The sequence below is a fragment of the Paraflavitalea devenefica genome, assembly GCF_011759375.1.
GTDB classification, from domain to species: Bacteria; Bacteroidota; Bacteroidia; order Chitinophagales; family Chitinophagaceae; genus Paraflavitalea; species Paraflavitalea devenefica.
Map to the genome: position 1 here is coordinate 453,409 of NZ_JAARML010000001.1, position 14,317 is coordinate 467,725.

General features: G+C 48.3%; 11 protein-coding genes. 2 read left to right on the top strand and 9 right to left on the bottom strand.

Annotation, left to right across the window (positions count from 1 at the left end; translation table 11 throughout):
- Nucleotides 1-5 precede the first annotated feature (5 nt).
- Both HB364_RS01735 and HB364_RS01740 read right to left on the bottom strand, forming a co-directional pair.
- On the bottom strand, nucleotides 6-815 hold the full coding sequence (locus HB364_RS01735) for a DUF3108 domain-containing protein (RefSeq protein WP_167286173.1): 810 nt from the start codon (nucleotides 813-815) through the stop codon (nucleotides 6-8).
- Nucleotides 816-873: 58 nt separating this feature from the next.
- A complete protein-coding gene (locus tag HB364_RS01740) occupies nucleotides 874-1,830 on the bottom strand; it encodes a lysylphosphatidylglycerol synthase domain-containing protein (RefSeq protein WP_167286174.1) in 957 nt (318 codons plus the stop codon).
- Between the two features lie 80 nt (nucleotides 1,831-1,910).
- Between HB364_RS01740 and ruvC the strand changes: the two genes are divergently transcribed.
- Complete coding sequence (ruvC, locus tag HB364_RS01745) at nucleotides 1,911-2,480, top strand: crossover junction endodeoxyribonuclease RuvC (protein WP_167286175.1); 570 nt, start codon at nucleotides 1,911-1,913, stop codon at nucleotides 2,478-2,480.
- 4 nt (nucleotides 2,481-2,484) lie between these two features.
- On the opposite strand, the gene HB364_RS01750 is transcribed toward ruvC, so the two are convergent.
- From HB364_RS01750 to HB364_RS01765, 4 genes are all read right to left on the bottom strand, one after another.
- Nucleotides 2,485-2,874, bottom strand: coding sequence for an HIT family protein (locus HB364_RS01750; protein ID WP_167286176.1), 390 nt, complete (start codon nucleotides 2,872-2,874; stop codon nucleotides 2,485-2,487).
- A gap of 115 nt (nucleotides 2,875-2,989) precedes the next feature.
- Nucleotides 2,990-3,463, bottom strand: coding sequence for a transcription elongation factor GreA (greA, locus tag HB364_RS01755; RefSeq protein ID WP_167286177.1), 474 nt, complete (start codon nucleotides 3,461-3,463; stop codon nucleotides 2,990-2,992).
- A 246-nt stretch (nucleotides 3,464-3,709) separates the two neighbouring features.
- On the bottom strand, nucleotides 3,710-4,633 hold the full coding sequence (locus HB364_RS01760; protein ID WP_167286178.1) for an NAD(P)-dependent oxidoreductase: 924 nt from the start codon (nucleotides 4,631-4,633) through the stop codon (nucleotides 3,710-3,712).
- Nucleotides 4,634-4,652: 19 nt separating this feature from the next.
- Nucleotides 4,653-7,439 carry a S9 family peptidase gene (locus HB364_RS01765; protein ID WP_167286179.1) on the bottom strand — a complete coding sequence of 929 codons (2,787 nt, stop codon included), beginning with the start codon at nucleotides 7,437-7,439 and terminating at the stop codon, nucleotides 4,653-4,655.
- A 282-nt stretch (nucleotides 7,440-7,721) separates the two neighbouring features.
- Between HB364_RS01765 and HB364_RS01770 the strand changes: the two genes are divergently transcribed.
- Complete coding sequence (locus HB364_RS01770; protein ID WP_167286180.1) at nucleotides 7,722-8,195, top strand: hypothetical protein; 474 nt, start codon at nucleotides 7,722-7,724, stop codon at nucleotides 8,193-8,195.
- A gap of 102 nt (nucleotides 8,196-8,297) precedes the next feature.
- Here the strand turns inward: HB364_RS01770 and HB364_RS01775 are convergent, their stop codons facing one another.
- From HB364_RS01775 to HB364_RS01785, 3 genes are read right to left on the bottom strand one after another with little or no spacing between them, the layout of a single operon-like run.
- Nucleotides 8,298-10,436 (bottom strand): FN3 associated domain-containing protein, encoded by a 2,139-nt coding sequence (locus HB364_RS01775; protein ID WP_167286181.1) that lies wholly within the window; start codon nucleotides 10,434-10,436, stop codon nucleotides 8,298-8,300.
- Nucleotides 10,437-10,464: 28 nt separating this feature from the next.
- Nucleotides 10,465-11,910 (bottom strand): DUF1501 domain-containing protein, encoded by a 1,446-nt coding sequence (locus tag HB364_RS01780; protein WP_167286182.1) that lies wholly within the window; start codon nucleotides 11,908-11,910, stop codon nucleotides 10,465-10,467.
- A gap of 41 nt (nucleotides 11,911-11,951) precedes the next feature.
- Nucleotides 11,952-14,291: a PSD1 and planctomycete cytochrome C domain-containing protein gene (locus HB364_RS01785; protein WP_167286183.1), complete on the bottom strand. Its 2,340-nt coding sequence runs from the start codon at nucleotides 14,289-14,291 to the stop codon at nucleotides 11,952-11,954.
- Between the last annotated feature and the right edge of the window lie 26 nt (nucleotides 14,292-14,317).

Below are 14,317 nucleotides of genomic sequence, written 5' to 3' on the forward strand. Positions count from 1 at the left end.
ATCTTTTACCGTAACTCGATCAGTGATGTAAAGTCGTGGCGAAGATTGCGCTGGCTGATGAGGTCTACTTTCACACTACCTACAGAGATGGGGCTTTCCACCCGCAGTGGTACGTGGTTTTTGTCATCACTTACCCATACGGTCATTTTCTCACCTCCTTCAAAGATGGTGCCCTTGATGAGCAGGGGCTTGAATTTGATGGCCCTGAATTTTCCGTATTTGGTCTTGACTGTTTCCTTGCCCAGGTAACGGATGTACATTTCAAAGACTTCTTTATCGAGGAATAAAGAGAAGGTGATCTTATCGTTGGGCTTGTATTTGCTGAAGTCAATGTTGCGTGCATAATAGATGGCGCTTAATACATCCTGCACACATTCCGGCGTTTTGAACACACCATCATTGGTAATGGCCGTATTGGTGGTTTTATTGAAGGTAACGGTCTCGTATTTCTTATAGCTGCCTTCGTTTACGTTGCGTATAAAACGGTAAGGCTGGAAGGTAGCCGTATCGATATAGGTTTCATATTTATCCCGCACTTTGAAGACCCCATCATAAAAACTATAGGTTTTACCCTCTCCTGTTATGTGGTATACCGGCTTATTGTTGAGGTTTTCAATGTTAGACCTGAAGGTGGCTTCACCCGCCCCGAAATAAGCGCCTATAACGGTATAAAAGACTTTATAGGTCAATATTTCGCTGGCCTGGTAAGCAGTGTTACGGATGTCGCAAAAGCCATCGCCTGAACCGTTACCTGCCCGGAGCGGGAAACTGATCACCACGAGCAGAAAGAAAGCCAAAGGTCGGTAGAGTTTCATGTAACAATCTTATTCTTAATAATGTATCAAAATCAATACTGCCTGAATTCCTGCGCTTTTATTTGTTCCTGAAGATACGGATTCCTAAAATTAGCAAACTCCCTATCAATGCAGGTATTACCAAATTGATAATCCATACAGACAACGAAGTGGCTAATACCCCCCATGTATTGGTACTAAAAAACTGTACCACTTCAATGCTGGCCTTCCAACGTACACCCAGTTCGGTAATGACCGCGATGGTGGGTACCACGGCCAGCACCAGGAAGACCACCCCTATGGAGGCCAATACCTGTCCGGGGGTTAAGGATACATCAAAAACCGCAAAGAGCAAATAGTATTGCCCGATGAATACGAAATACCGGGCTACAGATAAAGACAAGATGCGCAGCAGGATAGTTGCGTTAAAGGAATCTAAAACACGGATATGCCGTACAAACCGCTCGATCTTTGGTATTTTTTCGATCCACCTCACCAGCCACGCTAATCGAAAATAAAATAATGTTAAAACGAGCGCACCCGCTGCGGTAATGTACAGGAGGGTATTGATCCAGAATACCAGGGACCCATCGCCCGGCTGTTTTTGGGCAATTACCCCTTTCATGTATAGCAATCCTCCCAATCCGGCAAAAAGGGTCACCAGCAACTGCGCAATACTGCACACAATGGTGAGTGAAATAGCCTGGATACGCTTATTTTCTTCGATGTACAGTATGCGGCCTACATATTCCCCGATGCGGTTGGGTGTAAAGAAAGCCATGGTAGTACCGGTAAAGATGGCTTTTAGCGACTGTACCAGGGAAATAGGCTGTATCCGCCGGATGACCACCTGCCATTTGCGGGCTTCAATGCCCCAGTTTACCAGCATTAAGATCACTGCAAGCCATAATTTCCATATTCCTGGTCCGGTAAAAGCCTGCTGAATGTGCAAAAATGATCCCTTCCAATTGGGCTGGCGTTGCAATTGATGGTAAATGGACCCCGCCAGGAGGCAGAACACCAACGGGCCGATCACATAGTTGAGGATTATTTTGATATTTTTGTTCAGTGGCTATAACTAAATGAGGTACAAAATAAACTGAATTGACCCACTCCTTGCAACACTCGCCAAAAATAATTCTTGGTATTGACCCCGGCACCCTGATGATGGGGTACAGTATTATTGCCGCCTCTACCCGCCAGATCACGGTATTAGAGATGGATGTACTGCGATTGAGCAGTAAGAAAGACCATTATGAACGGTTGCAGTTGATCCACCAGAAGATCACGGAGCTGATCGTGACCTTTAAACCGCAATATTTTGCCATTGAGGCGCCCTTTTTCGGAAAGAACGTACAAAGTATGCTGAAGCTGGGGCGGGCCCAGGGCGTGGCGATTGCTGCGGCTATGGGAGCAGGTTTAACCGTATATGAGTACTCGCCGAAGAAGGTAAAGCAATCCATTACCGGTAACGGTAATGCCGATAAGGACCAGGTATGGAAGATGCTGCAAAGGATCCTCCCCTTACAGGATACGGTGATTGCCCACCATGATATTTCCGACGCACTGGCCGTAGCCGTATGCCACCATTACCAGGAGCGGATGATAAAGACAGATGCAGGCAATAAGGTGAAGGGATGGGAGGCTTTCGTTAAGGCCAATCCGGGAAGAGTGAAGACGAAGTAGGATGTCAGAGTTTTGATACGATCTTTTGCTGTATGGCTTTTAGCTGGTCGGGGGACAGTTTTAGTTTGCCCCGGGTAAAGTTGAGGTCATCGGCGCTGTTAATGGGTATGAGGTGCAGGTGCGCATGAGGAACTTCCAGCCCTACTACAGAGATACCACAACGGTTGCAGGGGAAAACGCTTTCAATGGCATGCGCAATGGGCCGGGCAAAGGTGAGTATCTCAGCCAGGTATTGATCGGGCATGTCAAAAAACTTATCTACCTCCACTTTCGGTACTACCAGCACATGGCCTTCCACCAGCGGAAAGATGTCGAGAAAAGCAAAGAATTTATCGTTTTCTGCAATTTTATAAGAAGGTATTTCTCCGGCAATGATCTTTGAAAAAATGGTCATACCACCCCTGATTTTGGAAATGAGATTAAGCAATGTGGATTTAAGTCGTATGAAAGACAGCCCTTTCATCCCTCAAAGCTAACAAAAAACCCCGCCGGTTGGCGGGGTTGTCAATCTATACGGTGATGTTTTCTATCTTGAATTTGACCACTCCCGCGGGGACCTGCACTTCGGCTACTTCCCCCACTGTTTTACCCAGCAATCCTTTGCCAATGGGCGAGGTGATGGATATTTTACCCAGCTTAAGATCGGCTTCTTTTTCTGAAACGATCTGGTAGGTGAGCTCCTTTTTGGTAGTCAGGTTCTTGAGCGTGACCTTGGTGAGGATAGATACTTTACTGGTATCTACGTTATCAGCTTCCAGTATACGGGCGCTGGCCAGGTCACCTTCCAGCTTTTTGATCTTTGCTTCGAGAATGCCCTGTGCTTCCTTGGCAGCATCATACTCTGCATTTTCCTTTAAGTCGCCTTTTTCGCGTGCTTCAGCAATGGCCCGGGCAGCAGCGGGTCTGTCTACCGTGCGCATACGTAATAATTCTTCTCTCATTTGCTCAAGTGTTTCTTTACTTACATACAAAACACTGCTCATAAAAACCTCCTTTTTTTAACCTGGAAGCGCCTGGGGGCTTCCGTAAACAGAAAAAAAGAACAACGCCTCAGGTATCCCGCTGAAGCGTTGCATGATTGTGTACTAAAGCAAAAGTATGACTTATTTCGAAATAGTATTCAATACTGCCCGGAATATTGTTCCTAACGGCAACTGGCTTCACCTGGCAGCCCCTCCTGCATAAGGCGTTATTATTCAGCCTTATTTAGTGTAGCGTATACACATTTATCAAACCCCCAGCTTGTCCAATACCACTTTAGCCATTTTATAAAAGGCTTCATGGCTATAGCCGGCAATATGGGGAGTTATTAACACATTGGGCTGGGCCAGCAGCCAGTCGAGCTGTTGTTTTTCCTCCTCTGTATAGGCAGGTAGCTTTTCATTCTCCAGTACATCCAGGGCCGCTCCCGCGATCTTACCATTTTTCAATGCCCTGATGAGTGCAGCAGTATGGTGCACTTTACCCCGGGAGGTATTGATAAAGTAAGGAGTCCGTTCCAGGGCTTCGAAGAAATCATCATTGGCATAATGATAGGTTTCATCGGTTAAAGGCAGGTGCATACTGATCACATCAGCATACCGCGCCACCTGGCTGGCATTGGCCTCTTTGATCAACCCTTTGGCAAAGCCGAATTTGTATTTGTCATGAGCCAGGATGGTAACATCAAAGGAAGCGAGCACTTTGGCAAAAGCGCTGCCGGTATTGCCAAAGCCAATGATGCCCACTGTTTTACCGGTGAGCTCGGTGCCACGGTTAGCGTCACGGACCCATTTACCTTCCCGTATTTCCTGCATGCTGCTGTTCATTTTGTTCATGAGGCTCAGCAACATGCCCAGCGCCTGCTCGGCTACTGCATTGCGGTTACCTTCCGGGCTGCTTACGCAGGTGATGCCTTTGCTTTCGGCATAGGGCACATCAATCAGCTCCATGCCACTGCCCAACCGGCCGATCCACTGTAGCTTCTCCGCCCTGTCGAGCATAGGCTTATCTATTTTCAACCGGGTGGTAACGATGAGGCCGGCAGCTTCTCCTACCTGTTGTAATAATTCCTCATAGGTGATCTGCGGGAGGTACTCTACCGCAAATCCTTTCAACTGCAATTGTTCCACGAGGTAACTGTGCACTTTGGCCGTAACTATAACTTTCTTCATTACTGCTACACTATCTTATTTAAGGTGTTTTGGTCTCTTTTTCCAGGGCTTTCATTTTATCCTGATAGCTGGTGCCTTCTTTGATCCAGGAAGGGGCTGGTTTACCCAGCAGGAAGTGATCGAACCATTCCCGCTGGCGCTTCTGGTAATCGATCTGGTTCTCTTTTTTGGCCAGGCCATGGTTTTCATCGGCATATACCAGCATCACGTGTTCTTTTTCCATGCGGCGCATGGTGCCATACATTTCAATACCCTGGTGCCAGTCTACCGCACCATCCTTATCGCCAAAAGCCACCAGTAAGGGTGTTTTGATCTTATCGGCGTTGAACATGGGCGAGTTACGTATGTGCGCATCCATACGGTCATACCAGGGGCCATCAAAACGCCCCTGGCTGATCTCAAATATCTTCTGGTCGGGGATACCGGAGTTCCAGTAGATAGACATGGACATGCTGATGAGATCGGTCAGCGGCGCCCCGGCGCAGGCTGCTTTAAAGAGGTTGGTTTGTGTAATGATGAAAGACGTTTGGTAAGCGCCCCAGCTATGTCCCATCAAACCGATCTTGTTCTTATCGATCATACCGGTTTTCAATACCTGCTCTACTGCAGGCACCACACAATCCACGGCGCTGGTGCCGGGCTCATTGATGTCATACACGATATCGGGGCGGAACACAAAGTAGCCATTGGTGGTATAGTTGCTCGTATTGTAGGCACTGCGTACAGATGGCGAAGCGTACATGTGCACCGTATTGGATAAAATTTCATAGATGTACACGATCATGGGATATTGTTTACCCGGCTCGTAGTTGGCCGGATAGAACAGGGCTCCCTGCATTGGCTTGCCTTTCTTGTTGGTGAAGCTCACCAGCTCGCTTTTGCCCCAGTAATAGTTTTGTTGCTGCAGGTTGGTAGCCACTACCTGTTTACTATCACCGAAGTTCTCTGTCGTATACAGCTCAGGAGAAATATGGTAATCCTGTTTTGAGTAAGTGAACACGTTGGCATCTTTTGCCTTGACGAGCCTGCTCAGGTAAGCATCTTCAAACAGCAGTTTAGTGAGCTTGTTCTTTTCCAGCCTGGAGAAGCCAAACTTCTTGGTCTTATCTCCATAAGCCGACAAGTAAATGGGTTTGGTATCGTCAATAAAGGGATCTTCAAAGTCGAGCCTGTACACGCGGTACTGGATCTCTTCTTTTTCACCGTCCGTCAGTTTGCGGGCAGCTTTACCATCGGGATTCAGCGCCCATACATTGTATTCATCATATACCAGCAGTTCTTTATCGCCTTTGAGCCATCCGCCAAAACCAAAGGGTGGTTTGGTAGCCGGATGATCATCGCGGGTATTCCAGAAGGTAGCGCCTGTTTTTTCCGTCAGGTTCACGGACTGACCAGTAGCTGTGTTATAGCTCCACCAGTTTTTGTCTTTGAAGTATACCAGGTATTTCCCTTCGGGAGAAGGTTGCGGGCCTGTATAAAAGCCTGACAGCATTTTTTCAAACAAGAGCTTCTTCTCACCGGTCCTGGCATTCACGAGGTAGAAATCAGCAGAGTCCTCTTTAAAGGCCGGTCTGTATTTTGTATTGGTGTAGGTAACGGCCCATTTCCTGTTATCGCTGAAAGCGGCGTAAGGAGTTTCCTCCTGCGCCAATTGGAAGAAGGTATTGTTATCAAGGTTCCATACTGACTGATAGCTTAATTCCTTGTCCTGCATGTAAGTGATCTTCTGGCGGGGCTGTATCTCTGTATCTTTCCAATGCCAGATATCTACTGCCGCCATTTTATCCTCTTTCTTCGGCGGTGCGGCAGCTACGTTCTTTGTGGAATCGGCTTTTTTAGCGGTATCCGTTTTTGTTTTGCTGCTATCGGCTTTTTTATCTTCTTTCTTTGGCTTGGCAGTCCAGCTTTTGATACCAAAGAAAGCGGCATTCATGTCATCGCTGAGTACAAGATTGGAAGCATTGTTGATGCGCATGCTATCCGGGAAGCCTTTGTATTTTGTACCATCAAAGGTTTTCAGTGCCGGCGCTTTATAGATGTTGACATAAGCATATACCATGGCATTTTCTTCTTCATAACCTTCTTTTTTGAAGCTCTTGTAGAATGCCAGTCCCTCTCCTTCTTTCTGCCAGGTGAGCTTGGAGAATTTGCAGGTATCGCTGGCAATGACCTTGAGGGAGTAGTTATCCAGGTTGAATAGCTCTACAGAATTACCGGCAATATTTGCCGACTCCACAATGTAAGCGAGGTAGTCGCCTTTTTTATTGAAGGCATAAGTGGTTGCGTTGCCAATGATCCGGGTGCTGCTATCGGCCAGCTTTTTCAATAAGAGTACAGCACCTTTGTCTTTGTTTTCCTTGGGCGGCTCCAGGCTAACGGCGAGGAGCTTGCCATTGCGGGAAAAACGAAATGAGCTGATATCCTGTATGATCTCTTTTTTGCCGGTAGCCAGGTTGAGCAAACCCATTTTATAACGGATGGGCAGTTTCTGGTCGCGCAGTTTTTCGGCTTCTTTATAGGATACCCCGATCTGCCAGGCAATCCATTGGTTGTCTTTGGACAGCTCGAAGTTGGTAGCAAATTCCAGCTTGTATTGCTTATTGGTAAGCCGGTTTTTTACATACAGGGTGTCGTTTTCCTCCTGGGAGGCTACAATGTAAGCGATCCACTCGCCATTGGGCGATATGTCGGCATAGCTCAGGCTTTGCCATTTGCCATAATCGTCGGGGGTCAGGTACTTTTTCTGGGCTGTAAGGGTGGTGGTCAGCAGCAGGAAAAGGGTTAACAGGGAACCAACAAGTTTCATAAAAAGACTGGGTTTAATAAGGGGCTAAAGTACGGAAGAAATGTGAGTTGTGAGTGGCACAAGTACGCCAGACACAGGGCCGGGCTGCATACTTGCACCAGCGTAGGGCGTTTGCTTCGATAGGGCCAGAGGCCCTGTAATAGGGGTGCGAGGCTGCAAGCCTCGCAGAGCGGTGCATATCGTCAAGGTTATTGACTGGTTCGTCAAAGTAATTATTTCAGGGGCGGGATATGCTATTGTTTTGTGGTGTAATGTAATTATTCACTATAAAAAATAGCTTTTATGAAATTCATTAACAGTAACCGCCTTTGGGCTAAAACGCTGGCCCTGCTGGCCGTATGCGCCACGTTATTTTCTTTTTCTTCTTATCGTGGTGGCGATAGCTTTAGCATTTACCTGAACAACAAACTGGTGTTTGAACAACATGTACATATGAAAGGAGGGGTTAAAAGTTTTGAACTGGGCAAGGCCAATTATAATGACCAGCTCAGCATTTATTACAGCCATTGCGGCCAACCAGGAAAAGGGAGAAGTATAGCCATTAAAGATGAAAATAATAAGACCCTGAAAGAATGGCATTTCGGCGATGCCAGCAATAAGAAATCCAGCATGAATTGTAAAGTAGGGGATATCCTGGACCTGCAAAAGAATAAGGGAGGTAAGCTGCAACTGTATTATTCTTCCAAAGAACTTCCCAAGGGTCAGGTACTGGCTGCCATTGTGGTGGATGGAAGTGGGAAGACAGCGTCGAGGTAGCAGCGAGCTTTGAGCTGCGAGCTATGAGCCGTTTGCTTCGATTTCCTTCTGCTTCGATCGTTAGAATATAGCATGAAAGGCGGGCCACTTATGGCCTGCTTTTTAGTTTATGAAGACTTCATCTATGAACAGCCAGCTTTTGGCGTTCTTGTCTTTGAGCCAGGGGAAAACGTTGGGAATAGGTTTGAGCACAAGTTTGATACAGCCTATTTCCTGCACTGCAAAGCGGCTGTCGAACGTAACATTTTCCCTGGCACGGTCATCATTAGCCGGTGGAGGCGGATGGATGGTTTGCAGCAATGACAGATGATCCTTGTCCCGGCCACCCCACACCTGGATGGAGGCCGGCGGAAAGATGTGCTCATTCACCGATTTGATCATGCTGATGGTGATGCTGCTTACATGGGCAGGATTGTTAAACAGCATGGTGGCCGTTACCTGCTGGCCGTGAAAGCCGATCCATTTTCCATTGCCATAATCAGGATTGCTCTTTACCAGGTCAATGAGGGTATTGCCGCCGCTGGCCTTGTATTTAGGATCGGGGTCGGGCAAGAGGATGGCACTGTCGGCCTTCCAGGTAGACCGGTAAAAATGCTGTTGCACCACCTCGCTCCCTATCCAGCCGGGCTTGAATGCTTTGGCTTTTACCACACCTGTTTCCTGCAGCAGTAGTTCCTGGTTGTATACCGGAGAGCTAAGACTGTCGGGATCTTTTCCATCCAGTGTATACCGTATTTCAGCTCCCCTGATGTAATGTTTCAGTTTTAAGGGAACAGGTTTGGTGATTACCTGTTCTTCGTTTTCAATGACCGGGGGTGAGATCTTTAAGGTGACGGTATCTTTAAAGCCGGTATGATAGTAGATAGCCGCATGCGCCTGCCGCAACTGACTTGCCTGCTGATCGGTAATAGCCGTATTCCATACGTATACCGTTTTCAGGTTTGGAAGGGACTGTAAGGACTTTAATTGTTCTGCTTTTACGGGTGTACCCGACAGAGACAGGCTTTTTAGTTGCTGCAGTTTTTTTAACCCGGCCAATGTATTGCCGGTGATGGCCGTAAAGTTGAGGTTGAGCTTCCTGAGGTTCTTAAACCGGGCTATGATGGCCAGGTCTTCATCTTTCACCGGCATGTTGTCGAGGTTCAGGGATACGATCTGTGTTTCCAGCGGACGCAATGCTTCGAGCTCTTTTGCATGGTAGAAAGCACGGTTGTAAAAGCTCACCGCCAATGCAGGCGAACCTATCGCCAGTGGCGTAATGACACGGTTGTTGTTGCTTAATTGTTGCACCTGACGATCCTCCGGCGCCTCAAAATCATAGGTCTCTTCTTCGGCCGTTTTGAGCATGGTGGCGGCCAGCGTTTTCAGGGTATCGCCATCGGGCAGTTCTATGACCCTTTTGTCGAATACAGCGCCTCCCCTGATCCATATTTCCAGGAGTTTCATTTCAAAAGGAGTAAGCTGGGGTTTTCCTATCGGGGGCATGTGCTTTTTGGCTTCTTCGGGTAAATGGATGCGTTGTAACAACAGCCCCTCCGCCTGTGTGGTATCCCAGAGCTTCCCGTTTTTTCCTCCTTTCAGCAGGCTTTCTTTGGTGGTCATGATGAGCTCACCTTTGGATTTGCTGCTGTTGTGACAGTTCATGCATTTGGCTTCCAGAATGGGCTCGATGAGGTGTGCATATACGACTGCTTCTTCCAGTGGCGGCAGCTCTTTTTGTTTATCGGGAGTAACGGGCGCCAGCACAAAGTTTTCGCCATGGGTAATGGTGGCCCCCAGGTGAGCAGCCAGCAGCAGCACACCTATTATTACCAGTATGGAAGTGTTGAAGAGGAAAGGGGAACGTATTTTTTCCCGGACCGTGTATAGTGCAAACAGTCCGAAAGAAAGCGCAGCGCCCAGCCACTTATGCCAATCTACCGTTCCTTCTTCATAACCCTGTTCTTTGGATAACAGGAATCCTGTTAAAGCAGTAATAGCGGCTGTAAAAGAAGCTGCAATGAGTAACCCTTCTGCAATATTTGTGTACCAGGGAGCACTTTTTATTTCGCGGGCCGCAAGCAAGACCCACCCGGCATATAACAGGATCAATACGATGGGAAAATGCAGCAGCAGGGGATGCATTCGCCCGGATACCTGCAACCAGGCCGGCACCACTATTTTACTACTGAAGCATAGAAAGAATAACAGCAGTACGTTTAGTGGTAAGAGGGATACGGCGATTGCTTTTTTTAGTTTCATGCTACTGCGGAGAATTAAGGGTGTCTTCTTATGCGATAAGATCTTTGACCACGTTGCCGGCGACATCGGTGAGGCGGTAACGGCGGCCCAGGTGTTTGAAAATAAGCTGCTCATGGTCTAAGCCCATGAGGTGCAGCAGGGTGGCATGGAAATCATGCACGTGCACTGGATTTTTGGCAATGTTGTAGCCAAACTCATCTGTTTCGCCATATACACCGGGCTTGACACCACCACCTGCCATCCATACGGTGAAGCAACGGGGATGGTGATCCCTTCCATAGTTGTCTCTGGTGAGCGCGCCCTGGCAATAGTTGGTGCGGCCAAATTCACCACCCCAGATGATGAGGGTCTCCTCCAATAGTCCACGTTGTTTGAGATCGGTAATCAGCGCAGCACTGGCCTGGTCTACATCCTGGCATTGGCCTTTTATCTGCCCGGGCAGGTTATCGTGTGCATCCCATCCCTGGTGGTATAGTTGTACAAACCGGACACCACTTTCACTGAGCTTGCGGGCCAGCAGGCAGTTGGCTGCATAGGTGCCGGGCACCAGGCAATCGGGACCATATAGTTTGATGATGGACTCGGGCTCCTTGCTCATGTCGGTGATCTCCGGCACGGCCGTCTGCATGCGGTAGGCCATTTCATACTGCTGTATCTTGGTCTTTATTTCAGGATCGCCAAATTCTTCATAGGATGATTCATTCAGCTCCGCTACTTTATCCAGCATCCGGCGCCGGTCGGTTTTATCAATCGCATCGGGATTGTTGAGGTATAGTACCGGGTTTTCCCCGCTGCTGAATTGTACACCCTGGTGCACAGAATCGAGGAAACCATTGGTCCATAGTTTTCCATAGACGCCCTGCCCATTCCCTTTTCCTTTGGATAAGAGCACACAGAAGGCCGGCAGGTTTTTGTTCTCACTGCCCAGTCCATAGCTTAACCAGGCGCCCATGCTGGGCCTGTTACCTACCTGCGCGCCTGTTTGGAAAAAGGTGAGTGCGGGGTCGTGATTGATGGCTTCTGTATATAATGTTTTGATGATACAGAGATCATCCACCACGCCTGCGGTATACGGTAATAGTTCACTGATCTGCGCTCTTGCCCGACCATACTCGCCAAACTTAAATAAGGTACCCGCCAGCGGAAAGTGTGCCTGCTCGCTTGTCATGCCCGTGAGGCGTTGTCCCATGCGTATGCTTGCCGGGAGGTCCTGCCCATGCATTTTCTGCAGCAGGGGCTTGTAATCAAAGAGGTCTAATTGCGACGGCGCGCCATTCTGAAAAAGGTAGATAATACGTTTTGCTTTGGGAGCAAAACGCGGAAGACCGGCTATGATGGCTTCTTCCGGATCTTTACTGAAAAGGTCGGGTATTAGTAAGGAACCCAATGCCACACTACCTACACCCAGGCTCAACCTGGACAGGAACCTGCGACGGTTGTAGGTGAGTCCATGTTCCAGCATTTCTTTTTTCATACAGCATTATTTATACAGGAGGCGACTTACCAGTCTTTCTCCTATGATTTGGAGATCGCTTCCTCCAGGTTATAAATGGTATTCACCGTTTTCATGAGTGCAGCCCATGTATTAACATCCAATTTATCATTGCCGGGATATTCACCTGCCTTTAATGTTTTGGCAGCATCCAGTTGTTTTTGGGTGAACAGTTTCACCTGTTCCTCATAATAGGATTGCAATACCTGCAGTTCTTTATCGGATGCTTTCCTGCAAATGATCCGGCGGAAGGCTATTGCTATTTTATCTTTTACGGTGCTTGATTGTGCTTCCAGTTCCTGCGCCAATACCCGGGAAGCTTCGAGGGTAGTGGGATCGTTCATCATGATGAGTGCCTGCAAGGGGGTATTGGTCTTTAATCTTTTTACTTCGCACTGATCCCGGTTACTGGCATCAAACATTAACATGGAGGGAGGCGGCACCGTTAGTTTGATAAAGGTGTACATACCGCGGCGGTATAGTAGTTGTCCGTGGTCCTGCTGGTAAGTAGCCAGTACTCCCCGGCCGGAAGTAGCTGCTTCCCACAACCCTTTGGGCTGGTAAGGTTTTACGCTGGGCCCTCCGATGGTTTTCACCAGCAGGCCGCTGCTGGCCAGTACCATGTCTCTTATAAATTCTGCGGGCAGCCTGTTACGGGGTCCACGGGCATAGTAGATATTCTCCGGATCTATGCTGAGTTTGTCCTTCGTTACTTTGGTGGATTGTCTGTAGGTGGCACTCATGACCATTTGCTTTACCAATCGTTTGATATCCCAGTTGTGCTCCATGAAATCAACAGACAGCCAATCGAGCAGGGCCGGATGGGAAGGCAGTTCACCCTGCATGCCGAAATCGCCGGTAGTTTTTACAATGCCCTTTCCAAAGAACTCCTGCCATAACTGGTTTACAAATACACGGGCGGTGAGCGGGTTGTTCCTGTTCACCGTCCAGGCGGCCAGTCCCAGCCTGTTGCGCTGGTATTGCAGCGTATCATAGGGCATGATGGCAGTAACAGCAGCGGCACGTACTTCTGTGGAAGGTGCATCGTACACACCTCTTTTCAAGATGTATGTCTTGCGCAGGGTATCCCTCTCTCCCATCACCGATACGTAGAGGCTGCCGGTATCTTTGTGATTGATGAAGTTGAGCAGTTGCGCTCTTTCTTCGGGTGATATTTGCAGGACAGGTTTCTTAGCAAGTTTCGACTCCCTGATGTCACCCTCAAATCCCAGTTCCCGGCTGTTGTTGAAGAAGGCAAAGAGCTGGTAATAATCTTTCTGGCTAAAGGGATCGTATTTATGATCATGGCATTGCGCACATTCTATGGTAATGCCCATGATGCCTTTGCCGTAGGTTTTTGTTTTATCGAGGTTGTATTCAATGCGGTATTCTTCGGGAATGACGCCTCCTTCTTCTGTGTATTTGTGGTTGCGGAAGAAGCCGGTGGCCAGTATCTGCTCTTTGGTGGCATTGGGCAACATATCGCCGGCAATTTGCCAGGTGAGGAACTGATCGTACGGCAGGTTCTTATTGAAAGCATGTATGACCCAATCGCGCCAGGCCCATTGTGTGCGGATGTTATCATCCTGGTAACCGTAGGAATCTGCATAGCGGGCCACATCGAGCCAATGCAGGGCCATTTTTTCTCCATAGGCGGCATTTGCCAGTAAACGGTCTACCATTTTTTCATACGCGTTTGCGCTCTGATCCTGTAAGAAGTCATCCATCATTTGCAGGGTGGGTGGCAGGCCGGTAAGGTCAAAGGCTACGCGTTTCAACAGGCGTTCTTTATCGGCTTCTCCGTTGGGGCGGAGGCCTTTTGCCTGCATGGCCGAGAGGATGAAGTAATCCAGTTCATTTTTTACCCATTCCTTATCGTCCATAACAGGTAAGGATGATTTTTCAGGAGGGATGAAGGCCCAATGTTTTTCATATTTAGCGCCTTGCTGTATCCATTTCCTGATGAGTTTGATCTCCTGCTCATTTAACAACCCGAGGTGTGATTCGGACGACGGCATCTGGTAAGCGGGATCGGTAGAAGTAATCCTTTTGTACATTTCACTTTCATCGGGTTTGCCGGGTATGATGGCAAAGGCGCCTTTTGTTTCTTTCAATGGCGCAAAGGCCGATTCGGGATTGTCCAGGCGCAGGTGGGCGGCCCGTTTATTGGCATCGGGGCCATGGCATACAAAACATTTATCGGAAAGAATGGGGCGAATGTGAAAGTTGTAGCTGATGGCCCCGGTTGCACCACCAGCAGCGGGCGTACGGTTACAGGCTATAGCAGCTATGATGATAGCAGTACAGAGGCTACCGGCTACCCACAGCCATTTAAACCGGCGGAAGCAATCGTTTATGATCATACATCAGGATTGAGGTCAGGAATCCC

What these genes read in the sequence shown, in the direction of transcription:
- HB364_RS01780 (WP_167286182.1), bottom strand. Translation starts at nt 11,910, where the DNA reads ATGAAAAAAGAAATGCTGGAACATGGACTCACCTACAACCGTCGCAGG.
- HB364_RS01750 (WP_167286176.1), bottom strand. Translation starts at nt 2,874, where the DNA reads ATGACCATTTTTTCAAAGATCATTGCCGGAGAAATACCTTCTTATAAA.
- HB364_RS01775 (WP_167286181.1), bottom strand. Translation starts at nt 10,436, where the DNA reads ATGAAACTAAAAAAAGCAATCGCCGTATCCCTCTTACCACTAAACGTA.
- HB364_RS01735 (WP_167286173.1), bottom strand. Translation starts at nt 815, where the DNA reads ATGAAACTCTACCGACCTTTGGCTTTCTTTCTGCTCGTGGTGATCAGT.
- greA (WP_167286177.1), bottom strand. Translation starts at nt 3,463, where the DNA reads ATGAGCAGTGTTTTGTATGTAAGTAAAGAAACACTTGAGCAAATGAGA.
- HB364_RS01785 (WP_167286183.1), bottom strand. Translation starts at nt 14,291, where the DNA reads ATGATCATAAACGATTGCTTCCGCCGGTTTAAATGGCTGTGGGTAGCC.
- HB364_RS01770 (WP_167286180.1), top strand. Translation starts at nt 7,722, where the DNA reads ATGAAATTCATTAACAGTAACCGCCTTTGGGCTAAAACGCTGGCCCTG.
- HB364_RS01760 (WP_167286178.1), bottom strand. Translation starts at nt 4,633, where the DNA reads ATGAAGAAAGTTATAGTTACGGCCAAAGTGCACAGTTACCTCGTGGAA.
- HB364_RS01765 (WP_167286179.1), bottom strand. Translation starts at nt 7,439, where the DNA reads ATGAAACTTGTTGGTTCCCTGTTAACCCTTTTCCTGCTGCTGACCACC.